The sequence below is a fragment of the Pseudomonas sp. LBUM1645 genome (assembly GCF_059716185.1).
The window spans coordinates 6,527,680-6,549,228 of the sequence record NZ_CP166811.1 but is presented as its reverse complement, the minus strand read 5'-3'; the positions used below and the strand labels follow the sequence as shown (position 1 = coordinate 6,549,228).

At 60.0% G+C, this 21,549-nt stretch carries 17 protein-coding genes; 5 read left to right on the top strand and 12 right to left on the bottom strand.

The window, feature by feature from the left end:
* Positions 1–31 precede the first annotated feature (31 nt).
* The 3 genes from creB to creD all read left to right on the top strand — a co-directional run bounded on the left by creB (position 32) and on the right by creD (position 3,704).
* Positions 32–712, top strand: a complete 681-nt coding sequence (creB, locus tag ACA079_RS29855) for a two-component system response regulator CreB (protein WP_497701861.1) — start codon at positions 32–34, stop codon at positions 710–712.
* Positions 712–2,130, top strand: a complete 1,419-nt coding sequence (gene creC / locus ACA079_RS29850) for a two-component system sensor histidine kinase CreC (protein WP_497701860.1) — start codon at positions 712–714, stop codon at positions 2,128–2,130. Before creB ends, creC begins: the two co-directional genes overlap by 1 nt.
* A gap of 203 nt (positions 2,131–2,333) precedes the next feature.
* Entirely contained in the window at positions 2,334–3,704 is a 1,371-nt protein-coding gene (creD, locus tag ACA079_RS29845) for a cell envelope integrity protein CreD (RefSeq protein ID WP_497701859.1), read from the top strand.
* A 210-nt stretch (positions 3,705–3,914) separates the two neighbouring features.
* Here creD and ACA079_RS29840 read toward each other — a convergent pair whose 3' ends face one another.
* From ACA079_RS29840 to ACA079_RS29805, 8 genes are all read right to left on the bottom strand, one after another.
* On the bottom strand, positions 3,915–4,544 hold the full coding sequence (locus ACA079_RS29840; protein WP_497701858.1) for a glutathione S-transferase: 630 nt from the start codon (positions 4,542–4,544) through the stop codon (positions 3,915–3,917).
* A 157-nt stretch (positions 4,545–4,701) separates the two neighbouring features.
* Complete coding sequence (locus ACA079_RS29835) at positions 4,702–4,881, bottom strand: hypothetical protein (RefSeq protein WP_129440566.1); 180 nt, start codon at positions 4,879–4,881, stop codon at positions 4,702–4,704.
* The gene (locus tag ACA079_RS29830; RefSeq protein WP_497701857.1) at positions 4,878–6,008 is read right to left on the bottom strand and encodes a PepSY-associated TM helix domain-containing protein; all 1,131 of its coding nucleotides are present in this window, start codon (positions 6,006–6,008) and stop codon (positions 4,878–4,880) included. Before ACA079_RS29830 ends, ACA079_RS29835 begins: the two co-directional genes overlap by 4 nt.
* A 72-nt stretch (positions 6,009–6,080) precedes the next feature.
* Positions 6,081–8,510, bottom strand: a complete 2,430-nt coding sequence (locus tag ACA079_RS29825) for a TonB-dependent siderophore receptor (RefSeq protein WP_497701856.1) — start codon at positions 8,508–8,510, stop codon at positions 6,081–6,083.
* 201 nt (positions 8,511–8,711) lie between these two features.
* Complete coding sequence (locus tag ACA079_RS29820; RefSeq protein ID WP_497701855.1) at positions 8,712–9,698, bottom strand: FecR domain-containing protein; 987 nt, start codon at positions 9,696–9,698, stop codon at positions 8,712–8,714.
* Positions 9,695–10,213, bottom strand: a complete 519-nt coding sequence (locus ACA079_RS29815; RefSeq protein WP_033053398.1) for an RNA polymerase sigma factor — start codon at positions 10,211–10,213, stop codon at positions 9,695–9,697. Before ACA079_RS29815 ends, ACA079_RS29820 begins: the two co-directional genes overlap by 4 nt.
* A 228-nt stretch (positions 10,214–10,441) precedes the next feature.
* Positions 10,442–11,149, bottom strand: a complete 708-nt coding sequence (locus ACA079_RS29810) for a 3'-5' exonuclease (RefSeq protein WP_497701854.1) — start codon at positions 11,147–11,149, stop codon at positions 10,442–10,444.
* Positions 11,146–13,086 carry a putative nucleotidyltransferase substrate binding domain-containing protein gene (locus tag ACA079_RS29805; RefSeq protein WP_497704395.1) on the bottom strand — a complete coding sequence of 647 codons (1,941 nt, stop codon included), beginning with the start codon at positions 13,084–13,086 and terminating at the stop codon, positions 11,146–11,148. Before ACA079_RS29805 ends, ACA079_RS29810 begins: the two co-directional genes overlap by 4 nt.
* A gap of 252 nt (positions 13,087–13,338) precedes the next feature.
* Here ACA079_RS29805 and ACA079_RS29800 point away from each other — a divergent pair, with 252 nt between their 5' ends.
* Positions 13,339–13,785 carry a response regulator gene (locus tag ACA079_RS29800; protein ID WP_415771853.1) on the top strand — a complete coding sequence of 149 codons (447 nt, stop codon included), beginning with the start codon at positions 13,339–13,341 and terminating at the stop codon, positions 13,783–13,785.
* A 69-nt stretch (positions 13,786–13,854) separates the two neighbouring features.
* Here ACA079_RS29800 and ACA079_RS29795 read toward each other — a convergent pair whose 3' ends face one another.
* The gene (locus tag ACA079_RS29795; RefSeq protein ID WP_497701853.1) at positions 13,855–16,032 is read right to left on the bottom strand and encodes a malate synthase G; all 2,178 of its coding nucleotides are present in this window, start codon (positions 16,030–16,032) and stop codon (positions 13,855–13,857) included.
* Between the two features lie 600 nt (positions 16,033–16,632).
* Here ACA079_RS29795 and ACA079_RS29790 point away from each other — a divergent pair.
* A complete protein-coding gene (locus ACA079_RS29790; RefSeq protein ID WP_007947710.1) occupies positions 16,633–17,151 on the top strand; it encodes a glycine cleavage system transcriptional repressor in 519 nt (172 codons plus the stop codon).
* Positions 17,152–17,366: 215 nt separating this feature from the next.
* Here the strand turns inward: ACA079_RS29790 and rarD are convergent, their stop codons facing one another.
* The 3 genes from rarD to ACA079_RS29775 form a co-directional block, all read right to left on the bottom strand.
* A complete protein-coding gene (gene rarD, locus ACA079_RS29785) occupies positions 17,367–18,254 on the bottom strand; it encodes an EamA family transporter RarD (protein ID WP_129440583.1) in 888 nt (295 codons plus the stop codon).
* A 178-nt stretch (positions 18,255–18,432) separates the two neighbouring features.
* Positions 18,433–19,407 carry a serine/threonine protein kinase gene (locus ACA079_RS29780; protein WP_008147144.1) on the bottom strand — a complete coding sequence of 325 codons (975 nt, stop codon included), beginning with the start codon at positions 19,405–19,407 and terminating at the stop codon, positions 18,433–18,435.
* A 208-nt stretch (positions 19,408–19,615) separates the two neighbouring features.
* Positions 19,616–21,517: a PhoX family protein gene (locus ACA079_RS29775; RefSeq protein ID WP_497701852.1), complete on the bottom strand. Its 1,902-nt coding sequence runs from the start codon at positions 21,515–21,517 to the stop codon at positions 19,616–19,618.
* Positions 21,518–21,549: the final 32 nt, after the last annotated feature.

Below are 21,549 nucleotides of genomic sequence, written 5' to 3'. Positions count from 1 at the left end.
TTCGCCCACTTAACTCCCGGGCTCGGACGCCATGCCTCATATCCTGATTGTCGAAGACGAAGCGGCGATTGCCGACACCCTGATTTTCGCCTTGCAGGGCGAGGGCTTCACCACCACCTGGCTGAGCCTTGGCGCCGCTGCGCTTGAGCATCAGCGCCAGACTCCGGCCGACCTGATCATTCTCGACATTGGTCTGCCGGACATCAGCGGCTTCGAGACCTGCAAGCAATTGCGCCGTTTCAGCGAAGTGCCGGTGATCTTCCTCAGCGCCCGTGATGCCGAAATCGATCGCGTCGTGGGCCTGGAAATCGGTGCCGACGATTACGTGGTCAAGCCGTTCAGCCCAAGGGAGGTGGCGGCGCGGGTCCGGGCGATTCTCAAGCGCATGGCGCCGCGAGCGACCGCCGAGGTGTCATCGGCGCTGTTTCGCATTGACAGCGAACGGGTGCAGATCAGCTATCGCGGTCAGCTGCTAACCCTGACCCGCCATGAATTCCGTCTGCTGCAATGCCTGCTGGACCAACCCGAACGCGTCTTCAGCCGCGAGCAGCTGCTCGATGCGCTGGGCGTCGCTGCAGATGCCGGTTACGAGCGCAGCATCGACAGCCACATCAAGAGCGTGCGCGCCAAATTACGCCAGGTGAAAGCCGACGCGGAACCGATCCAGACCCATCGCGGCCTCGGTTACAGCTACAGCCCGGGGCGTAGCTGATGCCTCTGGGTATCCGGATTTTTCTGGTCTATGTGCTGTTTATCGGCCTGACCGGTTACTTCGTGTTGAACACCGTGATGGAAGAAATCCGTCCCGGCGTGCGCCAGTCCACCGAAGAAACCCTGGTCGACACCGCCAACCTGATGGCCGAAATTCTGCGCGACGACTTCAAGGCCGGCACCCTGAATCAGAACCGCTGGCCCGAGCTGCTCAAGGCTTATGGCGAACGGCAACCGAAGGCGAGCATCTGGGGATTGCCGAAGAATCAGGTCAACCACCGGATCTACGTCACCGATGCCAAGGGCGTTGTGGTGCTGGACTCCAGCGGTGTGGCAGTGGGGCAGGATTACTCGCGCTGGAACGACGTTTTACTGACCCTGCGAGGCGAATATGGCGCTCGTTCCAGCCGCAGCAATCCGGACGATCCTAACTCCTCGGTCATGCACGTCGGCGCCCCGATTCGCGACAACGGCCAGATCATCGGCGTGGTTACCGTGGCCAAACCCAACAGCTCGTTGCAACCATACGTTGATCGCACTGAACGGCGATTGCTTGCCTGGGGGGCCGGGTTGATCGGCCTCGGTCTGCTGTTCGGCGCGTTGTTGTCGTGGTGGTTGAGCGCGGCGCTGCGGCGATTGACGGCTTATGCGCAGGCCGTGAGTGAAGGCCGGCGGGTTGAGGTTCCACACTACCGTGGCGGCGAGCTGGAGCAACTGGCGACAGCGGTGGAGCAGATGCGCACGCAGCTCGAAGGCAAAGCCTACGTCGAGCGTTACGTGCACACATTGACCCACGAATTGAAAAGCCCGCTGGCGGCGATTCGCGGCGCGGCGGAGTTGCTGCAAGGCGAGATGCCGCTGGCCCAGCAACAGCGTTTTGTCAGCAATATCGACAGCGAAAGCGCACGGATGCAGCAGTTGATCGAACGCCTGTTGAATCTGGCCCTGGTCGAGCAGCGCCAAGGGCTGGAGGAACGGGTGGCGGTGCCGCTGGCGAAGTTGGTAGATGAATTGCTGAGCGCTCAGGCAGCGCGCATCGAAGGCAAACAGTTGCGCGTGGAACAAACCATTGCAGCGGATCTGATTCTGACCGGTGAACCGTTCCTGTTGCGTCAGGCGCTGGGCAATCTGCTGGAGAACGCTTTGGATTTCACCCCGACTCAGGGTTTGTTGCGATTCAGCGCCGAGCGCATTGGGGAGCAGATTGAATTCAGGTTGTTCAATCAGGCTGAGGCGATTCCCGGGTATGCGTTGCCCCGACTGAGCGAGCGCTTCTATTCACTGCCGCGACCGGACAGCGGGCGCAAGAGCACGGGGCTGGGGCTTAACTTCGTTGAGGAAGTGATGAAGCTGCATGGCGGGGTGATGAGTATTGGTAACTTCGACGACGGCGTTGAAGTGAGTTTGCGCCTGCCTTAAAACCGAGTCGCTTCCATCGCGAGCAAGCTCGCTCCCACAGGGATCTGAGTGAGTTCACAGATGTAATTCACAACCGAAGCCCAATGTGGGAGCGAGCTTGCTCGCGAAGGGGCCGGCCCAGTCTCCACACACTCTCCACATTCCTCCCATAAAACCCCCACACACCCCTCCCAGACTCTCCCCATCCAAACAGGGAGAGTCCCATGAACCGCAGCCTGACCATAAAACTCGGGGCAATTGCCCTTCTGATTCTGTTGTTGCTGATCCCGCTCCTGATGATTAACGACGTGATCCAGAATCGTCAGCAACTGCGCGACGGTGTCCTCGAAGACATCGCCCGCAGTTCCAGCTACAGCCAGCAACTGAGCGGACCGCTGATGGTGGTGCCGTATCGCAAAGTGGTGCGCACCTGGAAGCTCAACGAGAAAACCAACGAGCGTTACCAGGAAGTGGGTGAAGAACGCGGTCGTTTGTATTTCCTCCCGGAGCGCTTCGAACTCGACGGCCAGGTCCAGACCGAACTGCGTTCCCGGGGTATTTACGAGGCGCGTCTGTTTCATGCGGACAACCGCATCAGCGGGCATTTCTCGCTCCCGGCTCAATTGGGTATCAAGGACGACTTCGCCGATTACCAGTTCGACCAGCCATTTTTGGCGGTCGGGATCAGCGATATTCGCGGCATCGAAAACGCCCTGAAACTCGAGCTCAATGGCCAGAAACTCGACTTCGTCCCCGGTAGCCAGGTGGGCTGGTTGGGGGAAGGTGTGCATGTGACGTTGCCGGCGCTCGACGCGAAGCAAGCCACAGAATTGGCCTTCGGTTTCGACCTGCGCCTACAAGGCACTGGCCAGTTGCAGATTCTTCCGGTGGGCAAAACCAGCAAAGTATCGCTGGCCGCCAACTGGCCGCATCCGAGTTTCATCGGCAACTACCTGCCGGCCCAACGTGAAGTCAGCGATCAGGGTTTCACCGCCAACTGGCAGACCTCGTTTTTCTCCACCAACCTGCAAGAAGCCTTGAGCAGTTGCGTGTCCGGTGGCGGTTGCGAAGCCTATACCGGCCGCAGTTTCGGGGTGAGTTTCATCGACCCGGTGGATCAGTACCTGAAGAGCGATCGGGCCATCAAATATGCATTGCTGTTTATCGTCCTGACCTTCGCCGGTTTCTTCCTCTTCGAAGTGCTGAAAAGCCTGGCGGTACACCCGGTGCAATACGCGCTGGTGGGCGTGGCCCTGGCGTTTTTCTACCTGCTGTTGCTGTCGCTGTCCGAGCACATCGGCTTTGCCCTGGCGTACCTGCTGTCGGCGAGCGGCTGTGTGTTGTTGATCGGTTTTTATGTCTGCCATGTGCTGCGCAGCGTGCGTCACGGCTTGAGTTTTTCGGCGGGATTGGCGGCGTTGTATGGCTTGCTCTACGGCTTGCTGAGTGCCGAGGATTACGCGTTGCTGATGGGTTCGCTGCTGTTGTTCGGATTGCTGGGCGTGTTCATGGTGCTGACCCGCAAGCTGGACTGGTATGGGATTGGGCAGAAGTCGGCCAAGCCGCTGGCGTTTGATATCGGAGCGGTGGAATGAGCCGGTCGTTGGGGTTGCGCGAGGATCAGCGGGAGGGCGAATTACTGGCGACGCTGATATTCGGGTTATTTCCAGTCGATTCGGTGTGGTGCCATCGCGAGCAAGCTCGCTCCCACAAGGGATCTCCAGTGAACACAAAATTCGTGCACACCAAAGATCAACTGTGGGAGCGAGCTTGCTCGCGATGAGGCCCGTAGAGTCAGCGAAAACCTAGACCTTCGGCATAGTCGCCACCATCGAAGGCCGCTGACTCACCTCAAAATACCAGTTCGCCAGCTTCGGATTCGTCGTGCGCCATTCCAGATCCGGATGGCGCAAATCCAGGTAGCCCAACGCACAGGCAACACTGATCGCCGCCACATCGAAATGGCTGGTCAGCTCGGCAATCGCGTCCACTTCCAGCAATGCCAGGCCGCGACGAATTTTCTCGCGCTGGCCATCAAGCCATTCGTCCCAATGCTTTTCCGGGGCACGCAAGGCGACTTCATAACGAATCAGCACCGCAGCGTCCATGATCCCGTCGGCCAGGGAGGCCAGGGTCAGGCGCCGCCAGCGGGCCGAGCCGTCGCGCGGTATCAGCGGGTTGCCGACGTGCTGGTGATCGAGGTAATCGAGGATCACCCGGCTGTCATGGATGACGTTGCCATCGGCCAGGCGCAAGGCCGGAATTTTACCCAGCGGGTTGTCTTCGTTGAGTATCAGGTCCGGGCTGACCGGAGTGAGCACGCTGGCTTGCAGCGCCACGCGGTCCTGTTGACCCGTTTCGTGCAACATCACCATGACTTTGCGAACGAAGGGTGACAAAGGGTTATGGAACAGGGTCATGCTGGGGGCGGACATGGCAGCGTCTCGGTGTGGGACAGTGCTGGGCAGCATAGCGCGTGGATCACGCAACTTGTAGGAGCGAAGCTTGCTCGCGATGGGATCGACTCGGTCATTCAGTCAGACCACGGTGATCCCATCGCGAGCAAGCTTTGCTCCTACAGGTTCGGTGTTGTTAGCGGCGTTGCAGCAGGCCGCGCAGGGCGAGGATGGCGGGAACGCCCAGGCCAAGCCAGCTCAAGGCGTCCCACACGCCATCGCCCAGTAATGCGGCGAACAGCCCCGCAGCGCTGAGCAGGGCGATAACCGTTGGGGTGGAGAAAACCTTCCAGAAATTCGACTGCCGCGGCCTCATGCTGGACTCTCCGCGTTCTCGAGCACCGGTTTCGCAGCCTTGCGCCGCACCACCCACAGGTAAACCCCGCTACCGAGGACGATGATGGTCAGCCCATCCAGGGTCGCCCAGAGGATCTTCATCGGCATGCCGCCGTAATCACCGAAGTGCAACGGTTGTGACATGCCCATGGCGTCCATGTACCACGGGCGTTCGGCCACGGCGGTGACTTGCAGGGTGCTGGCGTCGATCAGCACCGGTGTCAGCAAGTGCGATGTCAGGTGGGTGCTGCCTTTCATGAACACCGCGTAATGGTGTTCGCTGGAGAATCGTGTGCCGGGGAAGGCGATGAAGTCCGGCTGCATCCCCGGTGCGACTTCCTTGGCAATGTCGAGCAAGCGGGTCGCGGGTGCCAGTTGTGTCAGTGGCGGCGCGTCGCGGTACGGCGCGACCATCGCGCTCAGGCTGTCGTTGCGCCACGCGGCGATCAGCAGGTCGGCGCAGGCGCTGATGACGCCGGTGACGCCGACCACCAAGGCCCAGGTCAAGGTCACCACGCCGATCAGATTATGCAGATCGAGCCAGCGCAGGCGGGTGGATTTGTCCTGGCGCACGGTGGCGAATTTCAAGCGCCGCATGAATGGCAGGTACAGCACCGTCCCGGACACAATCGCCACCACGAACAGAATGCCCATGAACGCCAGCAGCAACTTGCCCGGCAGACCGGCGAACATGTCCACGTGCAGGCGCAACATGATCATCATGAAGCCGCCGTTGGCCGATGGCATCTCCAGCGCTTCGCCGGTGCGGGCGTCGAGCATGAAGGTGTGAGACGAGTTCGGTTCAGTGCCGGCGGTGGCTGCCATGATCGTAATCGCGGCGTTGGGCTCGTCTTCGTCGAAGCCGAAATACTGCAAGACCTCTCCGGGACGATGCTTTTCAGCCGCCTGCACCAACTGCTGCAAATTCAGCTGCGGGATGTCCGCCGGCATTGCCTTCAATTCAGCGGCATCGCCCAGCAGGTGGTCGATCTCGTGATGGAAGATCAATGGCAGGCCGGTCAGTGCGAGCATCAGCAGGAACACGGTGCAGATCAGGCTGGTCCAGGTGTGGACGAAGGACCAGCGGCGAATTGTTTTGCTTTTCATTTCATAGCCTTCAGAAATACCAAAGCCGTCCATGTCGGACGGCTCGGGACTTGGGCGTGTCAGGTCAGGCCATTACCACTTGTAAGTGGCACTGGCGACGACGCTGCGTTGGTCGCCGTAGTAGCAGTAGAAACTGTCGCACGTGGAGATGTAGTCCTTGTCGAACAGGTTGGTGGCGTTCAGTGCCAGGGAGGCGCCTTTCAGGCTGTTGTCCAGACGGCCCAGGTCGTAATGAACCGCGGCGTCGAACACGGTGTAGGCGTCAGCCTTGCCGAGCGAGGTATTGCCCTGGTCACCGTAAGTATTGCCGGTGTAGCGAGCGCCGGCGCCGATGCCGAAACCGTCCAACACACCGTTGTGCCAGGTGTAATCGGCCCACAGGGACGCCTGCTGGTTAGGCATCAGTTGCAGACGATTGCCTTTGAAATCGCCTTTCTGCACTTCGGATTTGGCCAGGGTGTAAGCGGCGATGACCTTGAGGTTCTCGTTCACGTCGGAAACGGCTTCCAGTTCCAGGCCTTTGACTTTCACTTCACCGGTCTGGCTGGTGACCGAAACGTTGTCCGAGTTGGTCGTGGTGACGGAGACGTTTTTCTGGGTCAGGTCGTAGACCGCAGCGGTCAGCAGGGTGCTGCTGCCAGGCGGTTGGTACTTGATGCCCAGTTCCCACTGTTTGCCTTCGGTCGGCTTGAACGAATCGGTCGGCGATGCCGTGGCGTTGCTGGTCGGCTGGAACGACTCGGCGTAGGACAGGTAGGGCACGAAGCCCGAGTCGAACACGTAGCTGATCGCCGCGTTGCCGCTGAAGTTCTTGTCGCGCTCGGTGTTGGTGGCGTCGCCTTTGTTGAAGAATTTGGTGCCGGTGTGGACCCAGTCTTCACGACCACCCAACGTCAGACGCCATTGGTCGAGGGCCATTTGGTCCTGGACGTACAGGCCGGTCTGGTAGGTCTTCTGGTTGTAGTCGTAAAACGCCGCCGAACGCGGCGGACGAACAATTGGCTGACCATAGATCGGGTTGTTGACGTTGGTGGTCAGACCGTCGCCGAAGATCGAGGTGTAGTTGTTGTTGGTGCGCTGATGATCGAGGCCGATCAGCAGGGTGTGACGGATGTCGCCGGTTGCGAAGTCGCCCTGGAAGTTGTTGTCCACGGCGAACTGGCTGATGTCCTCGTCGACACTGGTGCTCGAGCGACCAACGTTGCCCTCGGCATCGACCTGGGTGAATGGGTAGGCGCCGGGAGTGAGGGCCTGGAAGGACAGGTCCGATTTGGTGTACCGCAGGTTCTGCTTGAACTGCCAGACATCATTCAAGCGATGTTCAAAGGCGTAGCCCAGTGCGTAGTAGGTGCGGTCGTAGTATTCCCAGTCCGGGTCGCCCAGGTTTTTGTGATGGGAAATCTTGCCGAGCGGCGAATGGATCTTGGTGCCTTGCACCGGCAAAAACTGGCTGGTGATGCCGGTATCGTCGCGGGTGAATTGCGTCAGTAGGGTGAATTTGGTGTCTTCGTCGATGTTCCAGGTCAGGCTCGGCGCGATGTTGTAGCGCTTGTTGTCGACGTGGTCGATCTGCGTGCCGCTGTCGCGCACCACACCGCTCAAACCGTAGAGAAACTGGCCTTCGTCATCGATCTTGCCGGTGCTGGCGAAGTTGATCTGGCGATGGTTGTCACTGCCGTATTGCACTTGGATTTCGCTGCTCGACTCGGCGCTGGGACGACGGCTGACCATGTCCAGCAAGCCGCCTGGCGGGGTCTGGCCGTAAACCGACGAGGCCGGGCCGCGCAGCAGGGCGAGGCGGTCGAGGTTCCAGGTTTCCTGTTTCGGGTTGGCGTACACGCCTTTTGGCAGTGGCAGGCCATCGAGGAATTGAGTCGGTTCGAAACCCCGCACGCGCAACCAGTCGGCACGGGTGTCGCTGCCGTAACTGCTGGCGACGATGCCGGGCATGTAGCGCACGGCGTCATCGAGGCTATGCACATTGCGGTCGTCCATTTGCTCGCGGGTGGCGATCGAAATCGAGCGAGGTACTTCGACCAGCGCGGTATCGGTCTTGGTGCCGGCGGCGGTGCGGGTCGCCAGGTAACCTTGCACCGGTCCCCAGGCACTTTCGGTGTTTTCCACGCCAATGACGGCGGTTTCCGGCAGGGCCATCACACCTTCAGGCACAGCCACCAGGCTATAAGTGCCAGCGCTGCTCTGTTCCAGTTGCAGACCGGTGCCGCGCAAGGCTTCGCGCAGGGCGCCGGCTGCGTCGAACTGGCCTTTGACCGGCGCCGAGGTCTTGCCCGCTGCCAGTGAAGGATTCAACGACAGCGCCAGGCCGGCCTGGCTCGCGATCTGGTTCAGGGTGCTGGCCAATGGCGCGGCCGGCAGGTTGTAGGCGCGAACGCTGGACGCTTGTTCAGCGGCCATCAGCTGACTGCTGGCCAGAGGGGCGCAAAGGGCAATGGCAATCGCCAGCAAACTGGGGCGCAACAAGGTGTCTAGCGAACGGGACATACAGCGGCTCCTGAATGGAAATATTTCTCAATTGCCTAGGTGCCGAACGAGAATTCAAAAGTGATAGGGCTGATTGAAAATAATTTCGATTCAGTGATTGCTCGCCTTTGTAAGAGCCGTGTAGGAGCTGTCGAGTGAAACGAGGCTGCGATCTTTTGATCTGCTCCTAAAAAAACAAAGTCAAAAGATCGCAGCCTCGTTTCACTCGACAGCTCCTACGGGTTTGGCTTCGGCCTTCGCGACCGTCACCCACCACGGCGTGTGCTGCTCGATCTGCACCGGCAGGGTCGGTAGCAGGGCGCTCAGGGCCAGATCGGTGTCGTGCAGAGGGAAGCTGCCGGTGATGCGCAGGTCCGCGATCTCGGGTGCAACCCCCAAATACCCGCGGCGATAGCGGCCGAGTTCATGGACCAGGTCCTCCAGGCGGGTGTTGTCCACCACCAGCATGCCGCGAGTCCAGGCATCGGCGCCGAGGTTGAGCGCGAGGATCGGCCCGAGGCCATTGCTGCGCATCAGGACTTGTTGGCCTTCACGCAGAATCTGCTCTTCAGGACTCGACTCGGGATGGGCGGCCACCGCCGATTTCAGCACGCTCAGGCGCGTACCTTCTTCTTCGCGCTTGACCAGGAACCTTGTTCCCAACGCGCGCATGCTGCCTTCGCGGGTTTCGACGATAAATGGCCGGGCGTCACCGTGGCCGGTTTCGACGAGGATTTCCCCTTCCTGGAGGATGATCAGCCGTTGTTTTTCATCGAAACGCACATCCACGGCACTGTGGGTGTTGAGGTTGATCAGCGTGCCGTCGGTCAGGCGCAGGGTACGTTGCTCACCGGTGGCGGTGCGCTGGTCGGCCAGCCAATAGTCGATCGGCAGAAAACGATCACCGGCGAACAGCGCCAACCCGATCACCGCGACGATGCTGGCCACGCCGCTGCCGAGTTTGCGCACACGCCGGCGAATGCTTTCGCGCGATTGCAGTAAAGCAGTGCGAGCCGGGCCGCTGGCGACGCTGAAACGCTGGTCGAGCATGCCCAGTTGGCGCCAGGCCCGCGCATGTTCTTCGTGGGCGGCGTGCCATTTGGCGAATTCTTCGCGCTCCACCGGATTGCCGGAGTCCAGGGACAATTGCCAGGCAATCGCGGCATCCAGCACCTGCGCCGAGACGGGTTTGGAGCTGACCGGACTCATACCGGCTCACCGTACAGCGCGATGTAGCACTGACGAATGCCCTGGGCCAGGTACTGACGCACCCGCGGCACTGACACGCCCAGGCGCTGGGCGATTTCGGCGTGGCCGAGGCCGTCGAGACGGTTATAGAGAAAAGCTGCCCGGGCCTTGCTTGAGAGCTTGCCGAGCAGGCGGTCGATGGCTTTGAGGTCTTCGAGGATCAGTTGCTGTTCCTCCACCGACGGTTGTTCACCTGCGGGGATCAGCATCAGTTCGGTGAGATAGGCCTGTTCCAGCGCGGCGCGGCGGAAATAGTCGAACAGCAGGCCCTTGGCAATCGCCACCAGAAACGCGCGCGGTTCACGCGGTTCCTTCAGTTCTTCACGACCCAGCAAACGCACGAAGGTGTCCTGACTCAGGTCTTCGGCCCGTTGCGGACAGGCCACATTGCGTCGCAGCCAGGCCAATAGCCAACCGCGATGGTCGCGATACAACGCACCAACGAGCTCACTTTGAGGGCTTTGGACTGACGACACGCAGCATCACCGATTGGGAAGTGTTAACTAACGAGAATTGTTCGCGATTGTGTCAGAGGCGGGGGAGGTAAGCAATTGGCGCTGGTCGGGTCAGGCGGGCGAAGACTCTAGGAACTGTGTAGGAGCTGTCGAGTGAAACGAGGCTGCGATCTTTTGACTTTGATTTTTTAAAAACAAGATCAAAAGATCGCAGCCTTCGGCAGCTCCTACAAAGGATTGCGGTGGCTGTTAGAAAGAAGGCGCGCGCTGCCGCCGTTTCCACTGACTCATCCGCTGCTGCAGATTCAACGGACTATGAATCTGCATCTGCCGCGCCCGGCTGAACAAAATCAACGCCAGCTCAGCGGTGGCCAACGCATCGGCACTGGCATTGTGGCGCTCGAACACTTCCAGTTTGAACCAGTCGATCCACTGATCCAGCCCGGCATCGCGAATGTGCGCCTGAGGGCAAAGCAACGGCGCGATATCAGCCACATCAAGAAATGGATGCTGCAACTTGTAGCCCAGATGATCTTTCAAGGCGCGCCCGAGCATGTGCTGATCGAACGGCGCGTGAAACGCCAGCACCGGGCTGTCGCCAACAAACTCCATGAATTCGACCAGGGCTTGAGCCGGATCACTGCCCGCGGCAATCGCGCTCGGCCCCAGGCCATGGATCAACACACTGGGAGCCAACTTCATGTCGGCGCATTGCAACGTACGTTCGAACTGCTGGCTGAAGTCGATCGCCCCGTCCTCAATCACCACCGCGCCGATGGACAACACCCGATCCTTATTCAGGTTCAGCCCGGTGGTTTCCAGGTCGAGCACCACCCAGCGCTGTTCGCGCAGGCTGCATTCGCCGAGCTCTGCCGCTGGGGGCAAGCGTTGCAGGCGTTGTTGGAGTTCCCCGGGAAGGCTCGGACCTGCCGGGCGCAGCCATGAAAACAGGCTCATAGCTGATACCGCAGGGCCAGACTGCTTTGCAGGCGTTGTGCCTGGCGCAGGGATTCACGCAGGATCCGTCGATCCAGATGATTGAGGCTGTCCGGATCGACCCGGTTGGAGTAGGGCAAGTTCTCCCGGGTCTGTAGCTGATGTTGCTGCATGCGGGTTTGCTGGATGAAGTGATAGGCCTCTTCGTACGCCGCACCGTCCAGCCGTTCGATCACTTCCTTGTCCACCAGTTGGCGAAAGCGCTCCAGCGTGTTGTTCGCCTCGACCCCATGGGCCAACGCGAGCAGTCGGGCACCGTCGACAAAAGGCGTCAGCCCCTGGACTTTCAAGTCCAGAGTGGCTTTCTCGCCATTCTTGCGAGCCAGAACGAACTCACGGAAACGTCCTACGGGCGGACGGTTGCGCAGGGCGTTCTCGGCCATCATCCGCTGGAACAGTCGGTTGTCATTCACCTGATCGAGAATGCCCTGACGCAGCTGCTCGCAGCCTTGCTCGTCGCCCCAGACCACGCGCAAGTCGAAATAAATGCTCGAACCCAGCAGGTTCTCCGGCGTTGCTTCGCGGATAAACGCCGCAAAACGTCGCGACCATTCGGCCCGGGACAGACACAGCTCCGGGTTGCCGGCCATGATGTTGCCCTTGCACAGGGTAAAACCACAGAGCGCCAGGCTCTGGTTGATCTGATGGGCAATGGGCAGCAATTTGCCGCGAATCTCGGCGGCGTGGGCTGCGTCCCGGGCTTCGAACAGAATGCCGTTGTCCTGATCGGTGTGCAGCGTCTGCTCGCGGCGGCCTTCACTACCGAAGCAGAGCCAACTGAACGGAATGCCGGGGTCACCTTTTTCGGCGAGGGTCAGTTCGATCACCCGGCAGACGGTGTGGTCGTTGAGCAGGGTGATGATGTGCGTGATCTGGGTTGAAGAGGCGCCGTGGGCCAGCATGCGCTCCACCAGTTGGCCGATCTCGCCGCGCATCGCGACCAGATTTTCCACCTTCTGGGCACTGCGGATAGTCCGCGCCAGGTGCACCAGATCGACTCGCTGCAGGGAAAACAGGTCACGTTCCGAAACCACGCCGCACAGGCGATGATCCTTCACCAGGCAGACGTGGGCGATATGCCGCTCGGTCATGGCAATCGCCGCATCGAAGGCGCTGTGGTCCGGCGACAGGTAAAACGGCGCCTGGGTCATGTGGCGTTCGATGGCTTCGTTGAAGTCGTTAGTGCCGTCGGCGACCACATGGCGCAGGTCGCGCAGGGTGAAAATCCCCAGCGGCGCTTTATGTTCGTCGACCACCACAATGCTGCCGACCTGCTGCTCGTGCATCAGGGTCACGGCTTCACGCAGTGGCGTGGCCGGGCTGCAGGTCACCGGGTGGCGCATGGCCAATTCGCCCAGGCGGGTATTGAGCGAGTACTGGGTGCCGAGGGTTTCCACGGCTTTTTGCTGGACTTGCTGGTTGACCTGATCCAGCAGGCTGCTCACGCCGCGTAGGGAAAAGTCGCGAAACGCGTTGGAAAGTGCGAACAGTTTGATGAACGCCAGCTTGTTCAGCTGTAGGCAAAAGGTGTCTTCGGAGGCCAGATGTTCGGTACGCGTCGCGCGCTCACCCAGCAGCGCGGCGAGGGGGAAACACTCGCCGGTGGTGATTTCGAAGGTGGTTTCGGTGCCGCCCTTGGCCGTATGGGGACGTTCACCCACGACCCGGCCTTGCTTGACGATGTAGAAATGCTCAACCGGGCCGTCGGCGGGCTTGAGGATGCTCTCGCCGGGCGCATAAAAACGCAGCTGACACTGCTCGACCAGGTACGCCAGGTGGGCGTGTTCCATTTGATTGAAGGGCGGGAAGCGCTGAAGGAATTGCAAAGTGCCCTGGATGTTCTGCAACACCGCGGTTTTCCCTGCCTGTGTGAAGGCGTCCGCTTTACTCATAACCATTACCGCAGTCTTTTTTGAATTGTTGTTGTCGGATGACTTAGCCATGGTCGGCCCCTGCGCGCGGGGTGCCCATTGGACGTAAGTCTAGGTAGGCAGTGAAGCTGTCGGTATTTGGGAAATGTCTGACGCAACTGTGCGAAAAACCTCCTACATTGGCTATAGGAGAACTTTCCGACGAAGTGCACCCTGAAGGTCTACCGGGTGATGTCACACGGAAGTGATAGCAATTGAATTGAAAACGTAGAGTAAGTCATGTCCGACCACGATATTTTGAGTGACGCCGAGCGCAAGGCGCTGAGTGACGTCATGCTGGAACCTGACCTGCCGCCGCAGCGGGTGCTGATCGTCGATGACGATAAAGACTCACGCGAGTTGCTGTCAGAAATTCTTGCGCTGGACGGAGTACGCTGCATGACCGCCGCCAGTGGCGAAACGGCACTCAAGATGTTGGAGACGATGCCATCGATTGGCCTGGTGATTACCGATCTGCGGATGGGAAATGTCGATGGTCTGGACCTGATCCGGCAGGTCCGTGAATCGGTTCGGGCGGCAATGCCGTTCATCATCGTTTCCGGTGACGCCGACGTGAAAGATGCGATCGCTGCGATGCACTTGAGCGTGGTCGACTTCCTGCTCAAGCCTGTCGATACCGGCAAGCTGTTGGAGCTGGTCAAGCATGAGTTGGGAATGGATGTGTAGGTTCCGATTTGAAACAAAAAAGCCCTGATCTTTCGATCAGGGCTTTTTTTGTCCGGCGTCAGCGCTTAGTTACAGGCCATTGGCAGCCTTGAACTCGCGGCGACGACGGTGCAGGACCGGCTCGGTGTAGCCGTTCGGCTGTTTGGTGCCTTCGACCACCAGTTCGATTGCCGCCTGGAAGGCGATGTTACTGTCGAAGTCAGGTGCCAGCGGACGATACAGCGCGTCGTTGGCATTCTGGCGGTCAACCACCGGCGCCATGCGCTTGAGGCTTTCCATGACCTGGTCTTCGGTGACGATGCCGTGACGCAGCCAGTTGGCGATGTGCTGGCTGGAAATCCGCAGCGTCGCACGGTCTTCCATCAAGCCGACGTCATTGATGTCCGGCACTTTCGAGCAACCGACGCCTTGGTCGATCCAGCGCACCACATAACCGAGAATGCCCTGGGCGTTGTTGTCCAGTTCGTTCTTGATCTGTTCTGCAGTCCACTGCGGGTTTACCGCCAATGGAATGGTCAGGATGTCGTCTACCGAAGCGCGAGCACGTTTGGCCAGTTCGGCCTGACGGGCGAACACATCGACCTTGTGGTAATGCAGCGCGTGCAGCGCAGCAGCAGTCGGCGATGGAACCCACGCAGTGTTGGCACCGGCCATCGGGTGAGCGATTTTCTGTTCGAGCATCGCTGCCATCAGGTCCGGCATGGCCCACATGCCTTTACCGATCTGCGCGCGACCTTGCAGGCCGGTGCTCAAACCGATATCGACGTTCCAGTTCTCGTAGGCGCCGATCCACTTCTCAGCCTTCATGTCCGCCTTGCGCACCATCGGGCCGGCTTCCATGGAGGTGTGGATTTCATCACCGGTACGGTCGAGGAAACCGGTGTTGATGAACACTACACGCTCGCTGGCAGCCTTGATGCAGGCCTTGAGGTTGACCGTGGTACGGCGCTCCTCGTCCATGATCCCGACTTTCAGCGTGTTGCGCGGCAGACCGAGTACTTCTTCGATGCGACCGAACAGCTCGTTGGTGAACGCCGCTTCTTCCGGGCCGTGCATCTTCGGTTTCACGATGTAGACCGAGCCGGTACGGCTGTTCTTGCGCGAGTTGTTGCCGTTGAGGCTGTGGATTGCCGCGAGGCTGGTGACCAGACCGTCGAGAATGCCTTCCGGCACTTCGTTGCCATCCTTGTCGAGGATCGCATCGATGGTCATCAGGTGACCGACGTTGCGCACGAACAGCAACGAACGACCATGCAGGCTCAGTTCTTTACCATCGACACCGGTATAAGTGCGGTCGGCATTCATGGTGCGGGTAAAGGTCTGACCGCCCTTGGAGACTTCTTCCGACAGATCGCCCTTCATCAGACCGAGCCAGTTGCGGTAGATCACCACTTTGTCATCGGCATCGACGGCGGCGACGGAGTCTTCGCAGTCCATGATGGTGGTCAGCGCGGCTTCCATCAGGATGTCTTTGAGGCCGGCAGCGTCGGTCTGGCCGACCGGGGTGCTGGCATCGACCTGGATTTCGAAGTGCAGGCCGTTGTTTTTCAGCAGGATCGCGGTCGGTGCGGCTGCATCGCCGTGGAAACCGATCAGCTGTGCATCGTCGCGCAGGCCGGTGTTGCTGCCGCCTTTAAGGGCGACCACCAGTTTGCCGTCAATGATCTTGTAGCCGGTGGAATCGACGTGAGTGCCGGCAGCCAACGGTGCGGCTTCGTCGAGGAAGGCACGGGCGAAGGCGATGACCTTGTCGCCGCGAACCTTGTTGTAGCCTTTGCCTTTTTCCGCGCCGTCAGCTTCGCTGATGGCATCGGTGCCGTAGAGCGCGTCATACAGCGAACCCCAACGGGCGTTCGAGGCATTGAGCGCGAAACGGGCGTTCATTACCGGAACCACAAGCTGTGGACCGGCCATGCGGGCGATTTCGTCATCGACGTTTTGCGTCGTTGCCTGGAAATCGGCCGCTTCTGGCAGCAGATAACCGATGTCTTGCAAGAAGGCTTTATAAGCCACGGCGTCGTGCGCCTGACCGGCACGGGTTTGGTGCCAGCCATCGATACGAGCCTGGAAATCATCGCGTTTGGCGAGTAGGGCTTTGTTCTTCGGCGCCAGGTCATGAATGACCTTGTCGGCACCGGCCCAGAACTTATCGGCGGTGAGGCCGGTACCGGGAATGGCTTCGTTGTTCACGAAGTCGAACAGGACTTTGGCGACCTGCAGGCCACCGACTTGAACGTGTTCAGTCATTGCTTGCCTCACTCTGCTCAGCTATTTCGCTTTTCAGCTCTTCAATTTAACAATGAAGCCTCTGGGATTTAAACCACAAACCTTTTGACCAGTACATGCCATTGCGGGCGGCTGGGTTATGACCAATCAACGGCGTTGAGGCCTTGCTGACGGGGCTTTCAGGGTTGTGGCTGCACCTGCGGCAGACATCGATCCAGCGTTATGTAGTGCGCGCTGCGGCATACTACATGATGAATTGCGCTTGTGAAAATTAGACTAATTACGTCGTTCTGCGACGCCATGACGCATTGCAGTCACGTCGGGGAACGGGATGTTCTCAAAAAACTATTGGATTGTTCCAGTTAAATATAAAAACTTGTACACATAATCTTTGAAGCACTGCTATGGGCTTAGCTTTTGTGGCGAGGGAGCTTGCTCCCGTTCGGCTGCGAAGCAGTCGCAAAATCAGCGAACGCGGCCTGTCTGCATCATTGCAAGGGGGCGCTTCGCGCCCCAGCGGGAGCAAGCTCCCTCGCCACAAAAAAGCAGCGCCGAGCCGATTCCGGTCCCTTGCCTATACTTGGTCTTCTATAACAAAAGTCATGACAAGAGGGATGCGCCATGGACCACCTCGTACTCACTGTTTTCGCTCCAGACAAGCCTGGGCAGGTCGAGCGCATTGCCCAATGCATCGCCGAGCACGGCGGTAACTGGCTGGAGAGCCGCATGTCACGCATGGCCGGGCAGTTCGCCGGGATTCTTCGTGTGGGTGTGCCGGCCGAGGCCTACGATGAATTGGTCGATGCCCTACAGGCGTTGTCCGCCCATGGCATTCGCGTGCTGATTGCCGAAAGCGGCATCGAGCAATCCTGCACCTGGAAACCGATTGCCATGGAATTGGTAGGCAATGACCGCCCGGGGATCGTACGCGACATCACGCGTCTGCTGAGTGAACAGGGGGTGAACCTGGAGCGTCTGGTGACCGAAGTACGTCCGGCGCCGATGAGCAGCGAGCCTTTGTTTCACGCCGAAGCAATTCTGGCAGTGCCGCTGACGTTGTCCCTGGACGTGCTGCAATCGCGCCTGGAAACCCTGGCGGACGACTTGATGGTCGAATTGGTGCTGCGCAGTGAACCCTGAAAAGGTTATCCAAGTTATACGTGCACCTGCCTGTGGATAACCTGTAGAGACAGCCCGCCAGGCCACGTCGGCCGGGGTTCTTCAGGATTTGATCAAAAAACCAGCAGTTTCAGGGACTTGCGCACAAACGCCGGGGATCACGTTGTGGATAACCTTGGGAAGGATCGATGCAGGCCACGGTTGCCGTGGCCTGCAGAGGTTTGTGCGTTTTTTGATCAGCTGCGGCGGCGCAGACTTATCCACGCGTCGATGCTGTAAACCGCCAGGCCTGCCCAGATAAAGATGAACGCTACCAGGGTGCTCGACGACAAATGCTCGCCAAACAGCAGAACGGCCTGCAACAGCACCAGCGTCGGCGCCAGATACTGGAGGAATCCCAACGTCGTGTAGGGCAAATGCCGTGCAGCGGCGTTGAAACACACCAGCGGCACCAGCGTCACCGGACCGGCGGCCACCAGCCACCAGGCTTCGGATGTGGTCCAGAACTCGGGCTGAGCGCTTGTGGCCGTCTGATTGAAAAGCAGCCAGGCAATGGCAATCGGCACCAGCATCCAGGTTTCCACCACCAGACCCGGCAGCGCCTTGACCGGTGCCTGCTTGCGGATCAGTCCGTAGAAACCGAAGGTCAGCGCCAGCACCAGCGACACCCACGGCAGACTGCCGACTTGCCAGACCTGCTGCGCGACGCCGACCGCCGCCAAGCCAACCGCCAGCCATTGCATGCGCCGCAGTCGTTCGCCAAGGATCAGCATGCCCAGCAGCACGTTCACCAGCGGGTTGATGTAGTAACCGAGACTGGCTTCGAGCATGCGCCCGTTGTTCACCGACCAGACGTAGGTCAGCCAGTTGGCCGCGATCAACGTGCCGCTCAGGGCCAGGATCGCCAGGCGTTTCGGGTTGTCACGCAACTCGCGCCACCAGCCCGGATGTTTCCACACCATCAGCAGCAAGGCGCCGAACAGCGCGGACCAGAGCACTCGGTGGATGATGATCTCCACGGCGGGCACACTGGCGATGGCTTTGAAGTAGAGCGGGAAAAGTCCCCAGATGATGTAGGCACTCAGGCCCAGGATGTACCCGCGACGCGGGTTGGCGGCTTGCATGCAGAATCCTTGCTTAGGCAGCTAACAAAGAGGGGATTGTAGGGCGGTTGTATAGATGTGTCGTGTCGCTTTTGTGTAGGAGCAAGGCTTGCCCGCGATGGGATCGATGCGGTCTGTCTGGCGGACCGCGTTATCGTTCATCGCGGGCAAGCCTTGCTCCTACAGGGGCACGCGGTGGTTAGAAGAGTTTTAGGGGTTCTTCATTCAGGGCAGCCAATTGTTCGCGCAAGGCCAACACTTGGTCGCCCCAATACCGTTCACTGCCGAACCACGGAAAACTGTGCGGGAACGCCGGGTCGTCCCAGCGGCGGGCAAGCCAGGCGCTGTAGTGCATCAGGCGCAAGGCGCGCAGCGGTTCGATCAACGCCAGTTCCCGCGGATCGAAGTCGTGGAACTCGCTGTAGCCGTCCATCAATTCCGACAACTGACCGAGACATTCCTGACGATCACCCGCCAGCATCATCCAGATGTCCTGCACCGCCGGGCCCATGCGGCAGTCGTCCAGGTCGACGATGTGGAACATCTCGTCGCGGCACATCATGTTGCCGGGATGGCAGTCGCCGTGCATGCGGATGTTCTTGTGCGGCGTGGCCTTGTAGACCTCTTCCACCCGCTTGAGCAGGTCGCGGGCCACGGACTCGTAGGCCGGCAGCAGGCTTTTTGGTACGAAATTGCCTTCGAGCAATGTCGTCAGCGAGTCATGACCGAAGTTCTTCACACCCAGCGCTTCGCGGTGTTCGAAAGGTTTTGTAGTGCCGACGGCGTGCAGGCGACCGAGCAGTTGCCCCAGGCGATACAGCTGATCAAGATTGCCCGGCTCCGGCGCACGGCCGCCACGGCGGGGGAACAGGGTGAAACGGAAACCGTTGTGTTCGTGCAGGCTGGCACCGTTGTGAATCATCGGCGCGACCACCGGTACGTCGCACTCGGCGAGTTCGAAGGTGAATTGATGCTCTTCGAGAATCGCTTCGTTGGTCCAGCGCTGCGGACGGTAGAACTTGGCGATCAGCGGCTCGGAGTCTTCGATACCGACCTGATAGACACGGTTCTCGTAGCTGTTGAGCGCCAGAATGCGCGCGTCGCTGAGAAAGCCGATGCTTTCGACGGCATCGAGCACGAGGTCTGGGGTGAGGGTTGCAAACGGGTGGGCCATGCTGACTCCTGCGCGCAGCAGGCTGCCGCGTCCGGCCAAGCATGGTAGCGCAGACGGGGCTTCTTTAGGGGTTGGGCTTGAGGTAAGTGTTGTTCTCACCGACGCCATCGCGAGCAAGCTCGCTCCCACAGGGTTCTGCGTAGTGCACAATTTTTGTGACACAAAGTAGATCACTTGTGGGAGCGAGCTTGCTCGCGATGGCGGCCGATCAGGCGCCGACGACCCCGCCATCTTCCCGTGAAATCGCCATCACCGAAGACCGCGGTTTGCCATTCGGCAGATGCTCAGGGAACGTTGACCCACCATTCTCCCCCGGATGCTGAATCCCGACAAACAAGGTCTTCTGATCTGGCGAGAAGCTGATCCCCGTCACCTCGCAACCCACCGGCCCGACCATGAAGCGACGAATCTCCCCGGTCACCGGATCAGCGCAGAGCATCTGGTTATTGCCCATGCCCGCGAAGTCGCCGGCATTGCTCGAATCGCCATCGGTGAGAATCCACAACCGCCCAGCCTTGTCGAAACCCAAGCCGTCCGGGCTGTTGAACATGTTTTGCGGTGTGATGTTCGACGAACCGCCCTTTGGCGTGCCGGCGTGGACGCCCGGGTTACCGGCGACCACAAACAGGTCCCAGGAAAAGCTTTTGGCACCGTGATCGTCACGGTCAGTGCGCCAACGCAAAATCTGCCCGTAAACGTTCTTCTCGCGCGGGTTCGGCCCGCCCACCGGTTGGCCATCCTCGCCACGCTTGGCGTTGTTGGTCAGCGTGCAATAGACCTGGCCATCCTTGGGGCTGACGACGATCCATTCCGGACGGTCCATGCGCGTGGCTTTCACCACGCTGGCGGCGAGGCGCGCATGAATCAGCACTTCGGCCTGATCGGCGAAACCGCTGCTGGCGTCGATGCCGTTTTTGCCGTGAGTCAGTTCGATCCATTCGCCCTGGCCTTTCGGATGATCGGCGTTACTGTCGCCCGCATCGAAGCGCGCCACGTACAAAGTGCCGTGGTCCAGCAGGTCGCGGTTGGCCTTGGGGTTTTTGTGGTTGATCTTGTCGCGGCTGACGAATTTGTAGATGAACTCGCCGCGCTCATCGTCGCCCATGTACACCACGGCGTGACCGTCCTTGGTTTCGGCCAGGGCGGCGTTTTCATGTTTGAAGCGGCCCAGCGCAGTGCGTTTGACTGGCGTCGATTGCGGGTCGAACGGGTCGATTTCCACGACCCAGCCGTGACGGTTGAGTTCGTTGGGGTTTTTCGCCAGGTCAAAACGCTCGTCGTGTGGGTGCCAGTTGATCTCTTTGCTGGCCGCTACCGCGCCGTAGCGTTTCTGCGCGGCGTCGAACTTTTGTTCGGCATTGCTGCTGCCGAAGCAGTCGGTGAAGTTCTCTTCGCAGGTCAGATACGTGCCCCACGGCGTCTTGCCGTTGGCGCAGTTCTGGAAGGTGCCAAGGACGTTCTTGCCGTGTGGATCGGCACCGGTTTTCAGCAGCGCGTGGCCGGCGGCCGGGCCGCTCAGGCTAATCGGCGCGTTGCCGTGAATGCGCCGGTTGTAGCGCGAGCCCTGGACGAAATCCCACTGGCCGTTCTTGCGCTGCACTTCGATCACCGACACGCCTTCGCAGGCCAGTGCCTTGCGCACGTCAGCAGCCGATTGCGGCATACCGCCGTGGGCGTAGAGGTAGCGATAGTTGGTGTATTCGTTGTTGATCGCCATCAGCGCCCGGTTGTGGTCACCTGGGAATTCAAACAGGCTCATGCCGTCGTTGTTGTCGCCGAACTGGACTTCCTGGTGTTCGGCGGAGCCGTTGCCACTCGGGTCGAATGCCGGGCCGTTCTTCTGCAGGGGTTGGCCCCAACTGATCAATACCGAAGATTTGTAACCTGGCGGCAGGGTGATGGCGTCGCTGGTGGCGGCGGGAATACTGTCAAAACCCAAAAGTGTGCTGGAGCCGGCGCTGACGCTGGCGGCCAGCACACTGCGGCTCAGCAGGTTGCCGCCCAGGAACATTGCTGCACCGCAAAGGGCGCCCGCGCTGATGAAGCCACGACGGCTGAGGCCGACCATTTTCTCGAGGTCGGTGGATTGGTTGTCTTCTAATAGGCTCACATCAGGCTCCCTGCGGGTTTTTGCAGTCACCT